This is a genomic window from Micromonospora sp. NPDC047465 (assembly GCF_040643125.1).
Taxonomy (GTDB): Bacteria; Actinomycetota; Actinomycetes; order Mycobacteriales; family Micromonosporaceae; genus Micromonospora.
In genome coordinates, this window is record NZ_JBEYTP010000013.1 from 61,112 (window position 1) to 77,511 (window position 16,400).

The following is a 16,400-nucleotide window of genomic DNA, read 5'->3' on the forward strand; positions in this document are numbered from 1 at the left end:
AGGCGATTGTGCCCAGGGGGCCCGGCGACATGCCGGTGCGACGCGCCGGCGGGGGCGGGGCGTGGCCGCCCGCGGCCCGGGCGGGCGTCGACGGGCGGCACCGCCCGTCGGAGTCGCGCCGCGTCCCACCTGGACGGCGCCGGGCGGGGCGACCGACCGGGGTGGAGCGTCATCCGTCCACCCCGGCGGTGCCGTCCGACGCCGCGGATCCGTCCGACGGGGATCAGGCGGCGGCGCGGAGCCGCTCGATGTCGTCGAGCACCTTGCCGGCGGCGATAGGCCCGGCCCCGCTGCTCCACACGCTGCCGTCGACGGCCGCGACCCGGTCGTTGCGGGCGGCTTCGAGGCGGGCGAAAGCGGCCTGTGCCCTGGCCGCCGCGAGGGCCTTCTCGCCGTCGGCGTTGAGGGTGGCGACGTAGATGAAGTCGGCGTCGAGCTGGCCGAGGTTCTCCAGGCTGAGCGGGTCGGTGTGCGGCTTGTCGGTGAAGTCGGCGGCCGCCGGCAGGGTGTCGCCGGTCAGCTCGACCAGCCGTCCGGCCATCAGGGACGAGGACATGATGAGCGGGCCGGTGGGCATCCACCGGACGACGGCGGCGGTGCCGGTGCCGGTCCGCTTGGCCGCGAGGTCCTTGGCGCGCTGCTCGATGTCGGCGAGGAGTTTGTCGCCCTCGGCCTGCCTGCCGAGCGCGGTCGCGATGGTGCGGGTCTCGCTCTCCCAGTTCCCGAACGCCTGCGGCTTCGGGACGACGGTCGGCGCGATCGCCTTGAGCGCGTCGTACTGCTCCTGGGTCGTGCTGGACGCGGCCAGCACGAGGTCGGGCTTGGCCCCGACGACAGCCTCCAGGTTGATCTCCCGCACGGTGCCGACAAGGGTGATGCCGGGGACCCGGTCGGCCAGGTAGGCGGACACGCCCGTGCCGCCCCGGCTCGACAGTGTCCCGACCGGCACGACGCCCAGCGCGAGCGCGCTGTCCAGGGCGGTGTCGCCCAGCGCGACGACCCGCTTCGGCGCGGCCGGCACCTGGACGGAGCCGAACGCCGTCTCCACCGTGGCTCCGGCCTGCGATCCGCCCGCCGAGGCGGGCGTCGGGTCGGACGATCCGCCGCAGGCGGTCAGCAGGATCAGCGGCAGGGCGGCGAGCCCGGCGGCGAGACGTCGTCGGGACAGGCCGGTGCGCGAGGTGCTCATGGATGGCTCCGAAGGTGCTCGAAAGAAACCTCTGTGAGGGAGGTATGGTATGCCTTACCTAACCACATCCGCCCGGCGGGGCGCGAGACAGCTCGGAGGGCACGTGGTCGTGCAGGAACGCCGGCGGGCCGTGCCCCGTCCGCCGGCACGGCAGGCGGAAACAGCAGGCCCGCGCCGGCCTCGGGTGGCGGGGATCGTCGTGCCGCTCGCCGTACTGGCGCTGGCCGTCGTCGCGTCGCTGCTGTTCGGCAGTGGTCAGGTGGGTCCCGGGCGGGCGCTGCGGGTGCTCGTGGGCGCGGGTGACGCCGAGGCGGCGTTCGCGGTGTGGCAACTGCGCTGGGACCGCACGGTCGTCGCCGTCGTCGTCGGAGCCGCGTTGGGCACGGCAGGCGCCGTGCTCCAGGCCGCCGCGCGCAACCCGCTCGCCGAGCCCGGTCTGTTGGGCGTCAGCGCCGGCGCGTCCACCGCCGTCGTGCTGGTCATCGCGTTCGGCGGCAGTGTCGCGACGCTCGGCCCGCACGTCGCCGTGCTCGGCGCCCTGCTCGGGTGCCTGGCCGCGCTCGGCGCGGCGCGGCTGCGCGGGGTCGGCAACGACCCGGTGCGGCTGGTGCTCGCCGGGGCGGCGCTGAGCGGCCTGCTGGGCTCCTTCACCTCCGTGCTGCTGCTCGTCGACCAGCGCAGCGCCGACGAGGTCCGGTTCTGGACCGTCGGCGCGGTCGCCGGCCGGGACCTCGGCGTGCTGGCGTCGGTCGTCCCCGCGCTGCTGCTCGGTGGCCTGCTGGTCCTCCTGGTGGCCCGCCCGCTCGCCGCCCTCGCCCTCGGCGAGCAGGTGGCCGCCGGTCTGGGCCACCGCCCGCGGCGGGTCCGGCTCGGCGCGGTGGTCGCCGTGGCCCTGCTGGTGGGAGCGGCCACCGCCGTCGCCGGCCCGATCGCGTTCGTCGGTCTGGTGGTGCCCTTCGCCGCCCGCGCGCTGGTGGGGCCGGACCTGCGTCGCGTGCTGGTGCCGTCGCTGCTGCTGGGGCCGGCCGTCGTACTGGCCGCCGACGTGCTGTCCCGGCTGCTCGTGCGGCCCTACGAGATGCCGCTCGGCGTGGTCACCGCGCTGCTCGGCGCCCCGGTCCTCGTCGCCGTGGTGCGCGCCCGACGGGTGCCCGCGCTGTGAGCGCCTCCCCCGCCGCGTCGGTCACCGTCCCCGCCGGCCCGCGTGCCCCGCGCGGCACCCGCCTGCTGCGGCTCGGCCGGATGTCCGTGCTGCTGCCGGTACGCGCCGCGGTCGGCTGCGCCGTCCTCGTCGTGCTGCTCACCCTCGCCGTCGGCGCCGCCCTGGCGGTCGGCACGGTGTCCATGGGTCCACTGCGGTCGCTGCCCGCCATCGCGGGCGTCGGCGACCCTGCCGACGTCCTCGTCGTGCAGCGGCTCCGGCTGCCGCGCCTGGTCGCCGGCCTGCTGGTCGGTGCCGCGCTCGGCGCCTCCGGGTGCCTCATGCAGACCCTGGCGCGCAACCGGCTCGCCACCCCCGGCACGGTCGGCATCGACGACGGGGCCACCGCGTTCGCCGTCGCCTCCGTCGTCGGTGTCGCCACCACGTACGCGCCCTCGGGCATGGCGCTCGTCGGCGCGGCCACCGCGGCCGCGCTGGCCCTGGGGCTCGCCGGCGGCGCCGGAACCTCCGGCTACCGGTTCGTCGTGGTGGGACTCGGCGTGGGGGCGGTGCTCGGCGCGGTGACCAACCTGATGCTCGTCCGCGCGCCGATCGACGCCGCCAACGCCGCGTTCCCCTGGTCGGTCGGCACGCTGAACGCCCGGCCCGCCGTGCCGGTCACCCTGCTCGCCGTCGGGCTCCTGCTGTGCCTGCCGGCCGGGATGCTGGTGGGCCGGCAACTCGCGGCGCTGCGGTTCCCGGACGCGGTGGCCGCCGGGCTCGGCGTGCGGGTCCGCGTCGTCCGGCTCGCCGCGCTGGCGGTCTGCGTGACGTGCGCGGGACTGGCGGTCGCCGTCGGCGGCCCCCTCGGCCTCGTCGCGCTCGTCGCCCCCGAGGCCGCACGCCGCATCTGCGGCCCGCGCGGCGTCCCCGTCCTCGGCAGCGCCCTCGCCGGCGCCGCGCTGGTGCTGCTCGCCGACACCCTCGGACGCACGGTCGCCGCCCCGGTCGAGGTACCGGTCGGGCTCGTCACCGCCGTCGTCGGCGGCCCCTACCTCATCTGGCTCCTGCTCAGCTCACGCCCCCGGAGAGTCCCGTGACCACACCCGCCGCCGTCCTGCACGCCGACGACCTGACCCTGGCGTACGAGCGCACCGTCGTCGTCGACGCCGTACGGCTGACCCTGCCGCCCGGTCGCCTCACCGCCGTCGTCGGGCCGAACGGCTGCGGCAAGAGCACGCTGCTCGGCGGGCTCAGCCGGCAGCACCGGCCGAAGGGCGGCGCCGTCCTGCTCGACGGGCGCGTACTGGCGAAGCTGCCGGCCCGCGAGGCGGCCCGCGCAATCGGCCTGCTGCCGCAGTCGGCCGAGGCCCCGGACGGGCTCACCGTGGCCGACCTCGTGCGCTTCGGCCGACAGCCGCACCAGGGGCTGCTGCGGCAGTGGTCCGCGCAGGACCAGGAGGCCGTGCACCGGGCGCTCGCCGCCGCCAACGTCGCCGACCTGGCCGACCGGCCCCTGGAGACCCTGTCGGGTGGGCAGCGGCAGCGGGCCTGGATCGCGATGGCGGTCGCGCAGGACACCCCCGTACTGCTGCTCGACGAACCCACCGCGGCGCTCGACCTGGGTCACCAGCTCGAGGTCTTCGAGCTGCTCCGTGAGCTGGCCGCCGCCGGTCGCACGGTCGTGGTCGTGGTCCACGACCTGACCTCGGCCTGCCGCTACGCCGACCACCTCGTGGCCATGCACGCGGGCCGGGTGGTCGCCGAGGGCGCGCCGGACGCGATCGTCACCACCGAGCTGGTGCGGCGGCTCTACGGGGTCGAGTCCGCCGTGCTGCGCGACCCGGCCACCGACTGCCCGGTCGTGGTGCCCCTGCGGCTGGCGTCCTGACCGGCCGTTGCCTCCAGGACCGCCAGCAGTCGGCGGACCGCCGGCACGGCCTGCCCGATCGCCCGGCGGTCGGCGTCGTCGAGGCGCGCCAGCGCAGCCGACAGCACCTCCTCCCGGGCGGCTCCCCACGACGCCAGTCGCTCGACGGCCGCCGGCGTGAGCCGCAGCCGCGCGGCGCGGCGGTCCGCCTCGTCGCGCTCCCGGACCAGCAGGCCCGCGCCGACCAGCTCGCCGACGATGGTCGACACCGTGTTCGGCACCAGTTGGAGGCGCTCGGCCACCGACCGGATGCCGACGCCCGGGTTCGCCTCGACGGTCCGCAGGACCTCGACCTGCGCCTCGGCCAGCCTCGGCACGTCCACCTGCCGACGCACCGCCCGGCGGGCGGCTCGGGCGACCGCGCCGAACACGGGTAACTGGCGGGCCAACGACGCGGCGTCGTCGCCGTGCGGGCCGGTCACGGACGGGTCGCCCGTTCTGGCGCGCGCCCGGCGAGGGACGCGGGATGACGATGCACGGGACGACCCTACCGACGTCGCGCTGACGATGCCCGCCGCGGCGCGGACGGCAGCGCCGGTGCCGGCCCCGACGAGACGGCGACGACGGGTCGGCCGGCCGACCCAGGGACCGGCGACGAGCGGGGCCCGACCCTCCCGTGGGAGAGCCGGGCCCCGATCCGGTCGGACGGTCAGTCCGTGCAGGACGGCAGGTCGAAGTGCCCCGGGGTGCCGGGGAACGCCACCCCGGCGCCCTGCTCGCGGTTGTCGCGCGGGTAGACGTACGACAACTCGAGGAACGCCGAGGTGCCGGCCGTGGTCACGTCGGTCGCGCTTCGACCGGCGCCGGAGGCCCAGGCCAGGCTGGTCAGGAACTCCTGCATGGCCGGGCTGTGCTGGCGGACGTCGTTGAACCCGCCGTAGGCCGAGTTGCAGTGGGTGAACAGGTTGTAGGCGCCGTTCCAGTCGAAGAGCCGGTCACCGTTGTTCGGGCCGTTCGCCGTCACGTCACCCTGCAACACGTCCCGGTCCCAGCCGCCGTACATCCAGTCGGTGCCGTGGTGGTGCTGGTTGTCGGCCACGGCGTCGTTGTCCAGGTTCGTCATCTCGAACCACAGGCACGGGTCGACCGTGCCCGAGGCCAGGTCCACCGGCCAGGCCCCCGCCGCGCAGTTGTCCGGGTACGACCCGCGGGGACGGAAGTCCAGCAGGTCGGAACTGAGCACCGCGGTCACGGCCGGGCCGTCGGTCGCCCCGGCGCCGCCGAAGAGGTGGTCGACGTACTGGTCGCTGTCACCTCGGGCGGCGGCGCTGAAGACGCCGTCCACCTGGCACTGCGGGTTGGCCGCGTCGAGCGCCGGGTCGCAGCCCTTGCCGCCCCACAGCACGTCCGACCCCTCCGACCCGAACAGCTGGTCGCCTCCGCTGTCGCCGTTGGCGACGTCGTCACCGAACCCGGTGTGGATGTTGTCCGCCCCGGCACCGCCCCGGACGCGGTCCCCCGAGCCGGCGGTCAACCCGGAGTGCGGCATCGGCGCCGAGGTGGAGCTGCCGATCCAGGCGTCCCCGTCGGTGTCGTGCAGCAGATCCACGCGCCGGTCGTAGGCACCGGCCCGGAATCCGGTGTACGTCTCCTGCGGCACCGACGACAGCGTGGTGGTGAAGCCCAGCGCCGCCACGTCGTCGGGGTTGAGGTACTGGCTCACCACGCCGCCCCGGTCGCCGAGGATGGCGTCCCGGCCGTCGTCGCCGTACAGGGTGTCGGCGCCGAGCTCACCGAGGAGGTCGTCGTCGCCGTCGCCGCCGCGGATCGTGTCGTCGCCGTCCTGGCCCCAGACGCCGTCGTTGCCGGCGTCGCCGTAGAGCTGGTCGCCGCCGAACGCGCCGGCCGGCTCGCAGGTGGCCTGGGCGGTGGTGCAGAAGCGGGTGGACGGGCCGGGCAGGGCCGGATCGTGGGTACGCGCCCGGGTGGCGTCGGCCGGCACGGCGCCGGTCGGGTACCGCTCGGTGTAGACCCGCTCGGTCGGGCTGCCCTGGACCACGGTCACGGTCCGCAGCAGCGACCCGTTGTCGCCGAGGAGCACGTCGTCGGCGCCGTTGCCCTCGATCACGTCGCCGGTGTCCCGGAAGCCCGGGGCCGAGCTGCCGCCGATCAGGTCGTCCTGCCCGGCCGGCGCGCCGTCGCCGACGAGGTCGGCCACGGCCGCCGGGTCGCCCGGCCAGCCCGGGTCGGGCAGCGGGGCGACCGTGGTCCGTCCCGCCGCGCCGAGGGCGCTGTCCCCACGCAGGACGTCCGCCCCGCCGTTGCCCTCCAGGTAGTCGCCGTCGCCGTCACCGGTCAGGGCGTCGTCGCCGTCCTGACCCCAGAGCGTGTCGACGCCGTCGCCGCCGCTGATCCGGTCGTCGCCGTACCGGCCGGCGGTGGCCGCCGCCCGGTCCAGCAGCACCACGATCCGCGGGCCGAACAGGGCGCCGCCGGCACCGACCCGGACGGTCGCCGAGGTCGGCTGCTCACCGGTGAGCGGGCGCAGCACCGCGCCGTTGTCGCCGATGACGGCGTCGGACCCGGGGCCGCCGAAGACGGCGTCCGCGGTGTCCGGCTGGCCCGTGGTGGCCGCCCCGGTTCCGTCGTACGCGGTGCTGGAACCACCCACGAGGTCGTCGTCGCCGTGGTTGCCCTCGACCCAGTCGGCGCCGGGGCCGCCCTCGGCGAAGTCGGCGCCGCCGTCGGCGTGCACCCGGTCGGGCCCGCCCTGGCCGAAGATGACGTCGTCGGAGTCCCCACCGAAGATCAGGTCGCCGCCGCTGGTGCCGGCCGCCGGGGTGAATCCGAGGTCGAGCAGCGTCACCTTCCGCGGCGGCCCGGCCCGGCCCTGGGTCACCCGGGTCGCGTCGGCGTCCGCCGGCGCGAAGCGGGCGTTGTCCCCGGCGATCAGGTCGCTGTCGCCGTCACCGTGGAGCTGGTCGCCGACGTCGGGCCGGCCCGTGCCGGCAACCGGCTCCTGGCCGGAGCCGCCGACGATCTCGTCCCGACCGTGGTCGCCGTGGACCAGGTCGGCGCCGTTGTTGCCCTCCAGCCGGTCGTGCCCGCCGTCGCCGTTGATCCGGTCGTCGCCGAGCCCGCCGTAGGCGAGGTCGTCGTCCCCGCCGCCGGAGATCACGTCCCCGGCGCCGGCCCCGGCCACGTCGCCGGCCAGGTCCAGCGGGTAGGGCCCGACGTCGCCGACGCGCGGGGTGCCGTTGTCGCCGACGATCCGGTCCGTCCCCTCCTCGCCGTAGAGGCGGTCTCCACCGTCGGCCGCGCCGGCGGTGCGTCCACCGCCGTAGAGCACGTCGCCGTCGCGACCGCCGAAGACCTGGTCGCCGCCGGCGTTGCCCTCGGCGGTGTCCGCGCCGGCGTCGCCGAAGAGGCCGTCGTCGCCGGCGTTGCCGAAGAGCAGGTCGTCGCCGTCGTCGCCGTGCAGCTGGTCGACGCCGGCCGCGCCCCAGGCCCGGTCGGCGCCGCCGCCGAGGTGCAGGGTGTCGTCGCCGAGCTGGCCGCAGGCGCGGTCGTCGCCGCCGCCGAGGTCGGCGCGGTCGTTGCCGCCGCCGGCCGAGACCACCTCGACCCCGGCGCCGCCGAGGACGAGGTCGGCGGCGCCCTGGTCGGCGGGGGCCGGCTGGGCGTCGGCGAGGGTGGCGTCGGCGCAGGTCTCGGCGGGCAGGTGCCGGTCGCCGAAGACGGTCGCGCCGCCGTCGCCGCCGATCACGTGGTCGCTGCCGAGTCCGCCGACGAGCAGCTTGGTCTGCGACTGCGTGCCCGTCGGCAGCGGCTCGTGGGTGACCTGGCGGAACGGACCGTAGCCGTCCGACCCGTCCGGCTCGCCGACCTGGGAGGGCTCGGCGATCACGTAGTCCTCGTCGGGGCCGCCGAACAGCTCGTCGGTGCCGTAGCCGCCGACCAGCACGTCGTCGCCGCCGTAGCCGTAGACGCGGCCGGTCTGGCCGTTCGCCGAGTGCGAGACGACCAGGTCCACGCCGGCGCTGCCGTGCACGACGTCCTGGCCGGCGCCGGTGTCGACCTGGTTGACCAGCCCGGCGTCGCCGGTGCCGGCCTGGTCCGCGTCGGCGGGGACGTCGGTGTCGTACGTGTGGATGGTGTCGTCGCCCCTGCCGCCGTTGACGGTGTCCGCGCCGGGGCCGCCGACCAGCGTGTTCGCGCCGTTGGGCCGGTCGTCGACGAGCACGCCGAGCACGTCGTCGCCGCCGTTGCCGTAGACGGTGCTGGCGCCGTGCCCGACGGTGACGTGGTCGTCCGCGCCGGCGTGGCCGGCGGTCGGGGCGGTCAGCGTGGTCCAGTCGACCAGCCCGTTGAGGGTCTTGTCGCCGGCCCCGGTGCGCACGGTGGTGGCGCCCCGGTCGGTGCCGCCGAGGCCGCTGTCGCCGGCGACCACGTTGTCGCCGTCGCCGGTGGTGACGCTGTCCTGCCCGGCGCCGCCGGCGACCCGGCTGACCGTGCCGGCCGCCTCGGCGGTGACGATCACGTCGTCGCCGCCGCGGCCGTCCACGTACGCCGGCCCGGTCCCGGTGCGGATCCGGTCCTTGCCGTCGGAGCCGAGCACCACCGCGGTCTTGTCGAACGCGGAGGTCCTGGTGCCGTCGCCGCTGGTGTCGCCGTCACCGAGGAGCAGCACCGACAGGGACGTCTTGTCTGGGTCGGCGACCTCGTAGCCGCGCCCGTCGACGACCACCCGGGTCAGGGCCGGGTCGAGGAACTCCTGCCGGCGGCCCAGGGCCTCCACCGCGAAGCCGTCGAAGTCGTCCGTGGCGCCCGGGGTGTCCGCGTCGGCGTAGTGCAGCGCGTACACCTTGACCACGTCACCGGCGTAGGTGTCGGCGCCGTTGTCCCACGCCTTGTCGCCGCGCTGGTCCTTGGTGCCGAACTTGCCGGCGAAGACGACCAGCGTGTCCCCGACGGTGCCGGCGAGTTCCGGTGGCGGCGGGGAGCAGTCCGGTTGGGCCCGGAAGTCGAGCAGGGTCGCGTCGACCAGGGTGAAGGCGAACTTCTTCTTGAACAGGAACAGGTCGATGGTGACGTAGACCCTCAGGAAGACCGAGAGCCGCCCGCTGGTGGTGAACAGGCAGATCGGGTTGACCAGGAGCGCCTGGAGGAACTCGCTGGTGCGGAACTTCCCGTCGTTGTTCGGGTCGTTCCAGCTGAAGCCGACGGTGAGCTGGATGCCGCCCTCGATGCCGACCTTGACGATCAGCACGCTCACTTCGGCCCCGGCGGCGATCTCACCGCGCAGGGTGACCACCGGGACGGCCTTGCCGCTGCTGTCGGCGGTCTTGAAGTACAGCCCGTCGAGCAGGCTCACCGCGTCGACGGCCGTGCCGTCGGTGGCCGCCTCGACCGCGTGCCGGATGCCGGCGGTGTCCAGGCCGGCGATGAACCGGGCGGTCACCGAGGCGCTGCCGGACAGCGTGACGAAGACCGGCGGCGGGGCGTAGACCGGGCCGAACGACTGCCGCCAGCTGAAGCCCAACTCCAGCGGGCCCGAGTCGAAGCTGATCAGCTCGACGTCCTGGCCGAGCAGCAGCCCGAACAGGGAGCCCGGGTTGTCGAAGATCGGGAAGCTGAAGCCGGTCTTCTGGGCGTTGCTCCTGCCGTCGGCGGCCGGGGTGAACAGCTTCTCGCCGTCGTCGCCGGCGGCGGTGTCGACGTCCGCCTTCACCTGGCCCGCGGAGGCCGGGTTGTACTCGGAGGTGCGGTCGATCAGGCTCTCGGCCGAGGCCGGGGAGACCTCCGTGGTCAGCGCCTTGGCGCTGTCCATCTTGAACCCGCCGAGCGGGATGGAGCAGCCGGAGTCGCAGTCGGGTATCCGGTTGATGAAGGTGACCACGGCGCGGACGGTGTCGATGAAGTCGAGCTTCGGACCGCCGTTGAGGGTGCTGAAGGTCTTGGCGAGCCAGACCAGGGTGATGTCGGGGCCGCCGGTGGCTTTCGACAGGTCCGACAGCACAGGGATCGGCGCGTACAGGGTGTCGATGACCGGCTGCAGCGGCCCGGTGACGGCCTTGAGCTTCTCCACCACCGGCTTGAGGATCTTGTCGAAGAAGGCGCCGGCGTCCAGGGCGATGTCGGTGAACGTCACCTTCAGCGGCGTGGTGACGCCGTCGCCCGTGGCGGTGAGCCCGCCCCGCTTGTGCTTCAGGCCCCACTGCAGGCCGAAGGTGGCGCTGATGCCCGGCAGCGCGGAGTCCTCGCCACCGGTGTCCACCGCCGCCGCCAGCTTCCAGTCGATCTTGACCTCGGCGGTGAGGTCGGTGGCGAGCAGCGAACCCAGGTCGGCGAACTCGGCCAGGGTCAGCCGGTCGTCCGGGGTGGCCGTGCAGTCGGCGGTGACGGTGGGGTCGAAGCAGCTCTTCTCCCCCGGCGAGCCCTTCAGGTCGATGCCGAAGTACGCCTTCACCAGCGGGTCGGTGGCCCGCTTCGTCGCCTTCACCTGGATGAAGGCGAGCTGGGCGGCGAGGTCGCCGGTCATGTCGAACTGGGCGCCGACCTGCACCTCGGGCGAGGTGTCCCCGTCGTGGGTGGGGACGTAGAAGCCCTCGTCCCGGTCCAGGACCAGGTCCAGGTGCAGCTTCCAGCCCAGCTTGGCCTGGATGCCGTCCGGGGCGCCCTTCTTCGCCTTCAGCGACAGGCCGGGGATGCCCAGGTCGAGCGGCACGTTGAGCTTGAGGCACTCGTCGGACGCGCTCGCGTCCTTACACCCGTCGGCTGCCGAGGGCGCGCCCTTGGAGGTGGTGAGCTTGATCCGGATCGCCTGGAAGTCCTCGGGCGCGCAGGGCGCCGTGACGCCGCTGCGGCAGCTGACCACCGCGCTCACACCCGGGTCCAGGTCGGCGAGCACCTCGTTGAGGGCCGCCTGCACACCCGCGCTGTCGAGCGTGGCGTTGGCCAGCACCGGCCCGATCGCGGCCTTGACGTCCTCACGCAGTTGCGCGACGAAGCGCTGACCCTGCTGCAGGTCGTCGCCGACCAGGGGCAGCTTGCCGTCGAAGCTGGCCAGCCGCAGCGCCTCCTCGACCTTGGCCAGGTACCCGTCGATACCGACGTTGAAGTCGGTGAGCTTGAGCGACAGGTTGGCGAAGCAGGAGTCGAGGTTCGGGGTGCCGGCCGTGGGCGTCAGGTCCAGGCCGACGGTGAAGGTGAGCAGGTTGGTGTCGTCGGCCGGGTCGCAGTTGTTGACGAACAGCGGCGCCTTCGCGCAGAGCGGCACGTCCGCGCCGCCGACCCCGTCGCCGCAGTCGACGCCGGCGGTGGTGAACTTCGGCGTCAAGCCGAGCAGGCCGGTGATCGGCCCGTCCTCCGTCAGGCCGTCGAGGCCGACGCTCAGGTTGGCCTTCACGGTGGCGAAGTCCGGAGCCTTGCCGAGGTCGAGGGCGAGCGGCCCGACCCGCGCGGCGATCGCCGCGTCGGTGACCCCGCCCGCGACGGTGACGCTGGCCGAGGAGCTGCGGTCCAGCAGCGGCGCGGCGTTCAGCCGCAGGGGCAGCAGCAGGCCAAGCTGCGCCCGGGCGTCGACGTCGACCGCGAACGTGCCGGAGCTGTCCAGGGTGATCAGCTCGCGGTGGGCGTCCCAGGCGAAGTTGAGCGGCCCGCCGGTGTGGAAATTACGCTTCCAGTCCAGCCCGAGCCGCAGGAACGGCCCGCCCTCGCGCTGGTCCAGGGTGAAGCTGATCCCGCTGTCCTCGCCGATCGCCGCGTTGAGCTTGTCGAGGGCGTCCTGGAGGTTGTCGGGGGGCGAGGCGAGCAGCTTGTCCAGCGCGTCGGCCAACTCCGGGCGCAGGGCGTACGCGCTGCCGGCGGCCGGCTTCGGCGTACCGGCCGCCTCGACGCGCAGGGTCTGCCCGTCGATCTGCTTCAGTACCCGGTACGCCTTGCTGCCGATCACGACGGTCCGGCCCTCGAGCCGGGCGTCGAAGCCCGAGTCGCCGTCGCGGGAGGCGTCCTTGAGCAGGAAGTTCGCCCCGTCGGCGACGAACGTGACGTCCTTGCCGACGCCGCTCTCGTCAGCGCCGAGCAGCTGCCGCGCGGACCGGCCGAGCAGCGGGATCTCCTTGTCCAGCGGGCCGCTGCCGCCGGGCTGGGACAGCGCGACGTTGATCAGCCGCAGCGCCTCGACGACGACCGCGAAGAGCGCCTTCGGGTCGTCGGGGTTGAAGTCGACGGCGAACAGCTCGGACAGCGCCGAGGTGTCGACCACCGGCTGCCCACCGGCCGTCCAGCTCACGTCGACGCCGATGCCCTCGCCGAGGGCGCCGGTGGCGCCGGGCACGCTGACCGTGACCCGGCCGGTGGTCTTCACCGACGACGACACGGCCAGCAGGTTCCCCGGGTCGGACTTCAACCGCTCGAAGAGCGTGCCGAGGCTGAGGTCCTGCGCCTGCTTGAAGCTGACCTGGAGCATCCGCTCGCCGGCGGCGGCCGGTCCGACGGCGAGGTCGCCGGCCAGCTTGACCTTGAGGAAGCCGGCGGTGGCGAAGAAGTCCACCCCGGTGGTGATCGGGAAGTCGGCGGCGAACAGCGGCGTCGCCGGGTCGGTACGCAGCAGCACCCGGTCGGCGTTCGCCTCCGGGCTGCCGAGGTCGTTGCGCAGGTCCAGCACGAGCGTCACGGCCGCGCTGTAACGGGGCTTCACCTTGGCGAAGCTGGCCTGCGCGTTCGCCGCCCGCAGGCCGACCTTCTTGTCGCCGCCGACCGGCTTGGTCAGCGTGCCGGCCAGCTCGACGGCGCCGATGTTCGGGCTGGAGCCGCTGATCACCCACACGCTGTCGTTCGGCGGCTGCCCGCCGATCCAGTCCTGGGTGAGGGTGACGGAGTTGGCGGTGTTGGCGGCGACGGTGCCGGCGGAGGTGCCGGCCACCACCCGCTGGCCGACCAGCTGGCCGGGCGTGAACCGGCTGCCGGTGACGCTGAAGCCCTTGGCGGTGAAGGTCGCCCCGCGCCCGGACAGCTCCGCGGCACCCGGGTCGAGCGGGACCTCCACCGTGGACTCCCGCTCCAGCTTGACCCGGAACACCAGCTTGTCGTTGTCGAAGGAGAGGTTGTCCACCGGCAGCCCCTCGGCGGCGAGCAGGGCGAGCAGCTGCTGGATGGAGCTGAACTTCGGCTGCCCGGCCAGGGCCGGGTCGTCAGTGGCCGGGTCGAACTGCGGGTCGTCCGGCCGCGGGTGGACGTACTTGCGGAGGAAGTCGGTGAGCTTCTCGTTGACCTTCACGGCGTCGGCGAACGTGCCGCGCAGGAAGGGCAGGTTGAGGTTGCCGGCCGGGCCGCTCTGTTGCACGCCGCTGAGCATGGTGGCGAGCTGCGCGAGCCCGGAGGCCAGGTCCAGCGGGCTCATGTTGCGGAACTTGGCGATCGTCTCGTCCAGGCCGGTGGTGGTCACCGTGGGGGTGCCGACGGAGATGTCGTTCCAGTCGACGTTCACGGTCGCCGCCACGGCGGGCAGCGCGAAGGGCGCGCCGGAGACGGCCGCGCCGAGCTTGACCACGCCGTGCACCGAGCCGGGGCCGGGCTCGGTCTCGGTGTCGGAGATCTTCCCACCGCCGGAGTTGTCGAGGGCCACCTGCACCAGGCCGGCGAGGGAGCCCGCCGCGCCGAGTTCGCCGGTGTTCGCGCCGGCAGCCGTGTCGAAGGCGAGCCGGCCGTCGCCGTTGGGGTCGGTCATGGTGACCTTGAGGTGGGTACGCGCGGTGAGGGTGCTGCCGGCGGTCAGCGTGACCCCGAGGATGCCGACCGAGGCGGTGGCCTGGTCGAGGTCGGCGCGCAGCCGCGCCGCCGCGTCGATGTCGACGCGCGGGGTGTCCCCGTCGCGCACCAGGTAGGTCTCCCCGGCGGCGGTGTGCCGGGCCCTCAGGTGGAGGGTCGCCCAGCCGGTGACGCTGACCGCCTTGTCCAGCGTCACCCCGGCCAGGGTGAGGTCCTTGTCGACCACTTCGCGCTTCGTGGTCAGCAGCACGTCCAGCAGGTGGTCGCCGCCGCTGGTGCTCACCGAGCTGGTGAGCCGGGTGCCGCCGCCGAGGTCGACGTCGTCCTTGGTCAGGCCGCTGGCCAACGCGTCGGACGCCCTGTCCACGAGCGTGTCGGCGTCGACGAGCGCGCCAGGGCTGACGCCGAGCAGAGGCAGCGGCTGGCCGAGCAGCCCCAGCTGGGAGAGTCCGCCGTCGGCCCAGGTGGCCGTGCGGGACATCAGGTTCTTCAACGCGCTCACCCACGCCTCGTCGGCCTGGGCGGGCGCCGCCGTCCACACCAACCCCATCGCGGCGGTCACCGCCGTCGCAATCGCCACGGCTAGCAGCCGTCGTAGAGCCACCATGAGCCACCTCGTTCTTCCGATGGCCGTCACCGACGGCGCTGGTCAGCGCCAGCACATCGATCGCGGGAAATGCTCACAACTCGTGTGTCGGCATGGTGACAGTGCGTCAAACCGAACGGTCGGCACCTCCGGACCGGGTGGCCCGAGAAGACTGTGCTGCGGGCCGTACCGCCCGGCCATGTCGCGCCCGTCCCCGCCCCCACTGGTGGAGGCCCTGCGCCACGTCGGATCCCCGCCGTCGTCACCGCGCTCGCCGGCGGGACCCCGCCTGCCACCTCCGCACCGGCCACCGGAGCGCCTCCCGCGAGCGCCACGGCGACCCGGCGCCCTACCGACACCGGCTCGCCTGCGCGCGGGATCGTTTTCTGGCACCGTCAGAGGAGCCGCCCGTACCGCCCGGTGAGGAGACGATGGTGGGCCACGCCGCCGTGCACCACAGGACCGTCGACGTCGACGGGATCACGATCTTCTACCGAGAGGCCGGGCCGGCGGACGCCCCGGTGGTGCTGCTGCCGCACGGCTATCCCGCGTCGTCGTTCCAGTTCCGTCACCTCCTGCCCGCCCTCGGCGACAGGTGGCGGGCGATCGCGCCCGACCAGCCCGGCTTCGGATACAGCGACGCACCCGACCCGGCCCGGTTCGCGTACACCTTCGACGCCCACGCCGAACTGCTCCGCCGGTTCGCCGAGACGCTGCGCCTGACCCGGTACGTCATCTACCTCCAGGACTACGGCAGCCAGTTCGGGCTGCGCCTCGCGATGTCCGCCCCGGAGCGGGTCGCCGGCCTGGTCATCCAGAACGGCGACATCTATCCCGACCAGCACGGCCCCAAGTACGAGCCGCTCAAGCAGTTCTGGCGCAGCCCCACCGACGAGGGCCGGGAGCGCCTCGCCGCGGCGGTCGGCGAGGAGGGCTTCCGCAGCGAGTTCCTGGGCGAACTGCCCGACCGGCTCAGGGACCGGGTGAGCCCCGACCTGTGGCGGCTCGCCGCGGCTTCCGCCGCCACCCCGCAGCGCCGCGCCAATCTGGTCCGCCTCCTCGCCGACCAGGGCAGCACCGTCGCCTGGTTCCCCCGGCAGCAGGCGTACCTGCGCGACCACCGGCCGCCGACGCTGATCGTCTGGGGACCGCACGACGGCTACATGCCCGAGGGCGCCGCGCGCGCCTATCTGCGCGACCTGCCCGACGCGGAACTGCACCTGCTCGACGGCGGGCACTGGCTGCTGGAGACGCACCTCGACGAGGTGGTCCCACTCGTACGCGACTTCCTCGGGCGGGTCCATCCCTGACCACCCGCGCGGCCGCACGCCGCATCCCCGCCCGGCCGGCCCGGCGGAGTGGGTCGTCCTGCTGACCGGGAGGTGCCTCCGCTAGGTTCCGACGCATGACGGTCGCCCGCTCGATCCTGCTGTTCCTGCTCGCCGCGCTCGCCGAGATCGGTGGCGCGTGGCTGGTGTGGCAGGGCTGGCGAGAGCACCGAGGGCTGCTGTGGATCGCGGCCGGAATCATCGCGCTCGGGTTCTACGGCTTCGTCGCCACCTTCCAACCCGACCCGAACTTCGGCCGCGTCCTCGCCGCCTACGGCGGCGTCTTCGTCGCCGGCTCCCTCGCCTGGGGCATGGTCGTCGACAAGTTCCGCCCCGACCGCTACGACATCATCGGCGCAGCCATCTGCCTCGTCGGCGTCGCCGTCATCATGTACGCCCCTCGCAGCGGCTGATCCCTGGCCCTCCGCAACCGAGACGGAAACCAGGAGTCGCTACCCCGCGACCAGCGGCAACGGCGGTCGGCACCCGCCCGGTCCCTACCCGTGACCGGGTGG

8 protein-coding genes are annotated in these 16,400 nt (G+C 74.3%); 5 read left to right on the plus strand and 3 right to left on the minus strand.

All coding sequences use genetic code 11. The features are described 5' to 3' along the window. Window positions 1-223: 223 nt before the first annotated feature. Window positions 224-1,189, minus strand: a complete 966-nt coding sequence (locus tag ABZ793_RS14570; RefSeq protein ID WP_357456932.1) for an iron-siderophore ABC transporter substrate-binding protein — start codon at window positions 1,187-1,189, stop codon at window positions 224-226. Window positions 1,190-1,388: 199 nt separating this feature from the next. Here ABZ793_RS14570 and ABZ793_RS14575 point away from each other — a divergent pair, with 199 nt between their 5' ends. The 3 genes from ABZ793_RS14575 to ABZ793_RS14585 are packed head-to-tail and all read left to right on the plus strand — an operon-like array spanning window position 1,389 to window position 4,221. Then, window positions 1,389-2,351, plus strand: a complete 963-nt coding sequence (locus ABZ793_RS14575; RefSeq protein WP_357456934.1) for an iron ABC transporter permease — start codon at window positions 1,389-1,391, stop codon at window positions 2,349-2,351. Beyond that, a complete protein-coding gene (locus ABZ793_RS14580; RefSeq protein WP_357456936.1) occupies window positions 2,348-3,430 on the plus strand; it encodes an iron ABC transporter permease in 1,083 nt (360 codons plus the stop codon). Before ABZ793_RS14575 ends, ABZ793_RS14580 begins: the two co-directional genes overlap by 4 nt. Beyond that, window positions 3,427-4,221 carry an ABC transporter ATP-binding protein gene (locus ABZ793_RS14585; RefSeq protein ID WP_357456938.1) on the plus strand — a complete coding sequence of 265 codons (795 nt, stop codon included), beginning with the start codon at window positions 3,427-3,429 and terminating at the stop codon, window positions 4,219-4,221. Before ABZ793_RS14580 ends, ABZ793_RS14585 begins: the two co-directional genes overlap by 4 nt. On the opposite strand, the gene ABZ793_RS14590 is transcribed toward ABZ793_RS14585, so the two are convergent. Both ABZ793_RS14590 and ABZ793_RS14595 read right to left on the minus strand, forming a co-directional pair. Continuing rightward, window positions 4,143-4,682, minus strand: coding sequence for a MarR family transcriptional regulator (locus ABZ793_RS14590; RefSeq protein WP_357456940.1), 540 nt, complete (start codon window positions 4,680-4,682; stop codon window positions 4,143-4,145). The two genes, ABZ793_RS14585 and ABZ793_RS14590, sit on opposite strands and share 79 nt — an antisense overlap. A gap of 227 nt (window positions 4,683-4,909) precedes the next feature. Further along, the gene (locus ABZ793_RS14595) at window positions 4,910-14,551 is read right to left on the minus strand and encodes a calcium-binding protein (protein WP_357456942.1); all 9,642 of its coding nucleotides are present in this window, start codon (window positions 14,549-14,551) and stop codon (window positions 4,910-4,912) included. A 440-nt stretch (window positions 14,552-14,991) separates the two neighbouring features. Between ABZ793_RS14595 and ABZ793_RS14600 the strand changes: the two genes are divergently transcribed. Both ABZ793_RS14600 and ABZ793_RS14605 read left to right on the plus strand, forming a co-directional pair. Next, window positions 14,992-15,867: an alpha/beta hydrolase gene (locus ABZ793_RS14600; protein WP_357456944.1), complete on the plus strand. Its 876-nt coding sequence runs from the start codon at window positions 14,992-14,994 to the stop codon at window positions 15,865-15,867. Window positions 15,868-15,962: 95 nt separating this feature from the next. Next, window positions 15,963-16,298: a YnfA family protein gene (locus ABZ793_RS14605; protein ID WP_350704311.1), complete on the plus strand. Its 336-nt coding sequence runs from the start codon at window positions 15,963-15,965 to the stop codon at window positions 16,296-16,298. The last annotated feature ends 102 nt before the right edge of the window (window positions 16,299-16,400 follow it).

What these genes read in the sequence shown, in the direction of transcription:
- ABZ793_RS14570 (WP_357456932.1), bottom strand. Translation starts at nt 1,189, where the DNA reads ATGAGCACCTCGCGCACCGGCCTGTCCCGACGACGTCTCGCCGCCGGG.
- ABZ793_RS14605 (WP_350704311.1), top strand. Translation starts at nt 15,963, where the DNA reads ATGACGGTCGCCCGCTCGATCCTGCTGTTCCTGCTCGCCGCGCTCGCC.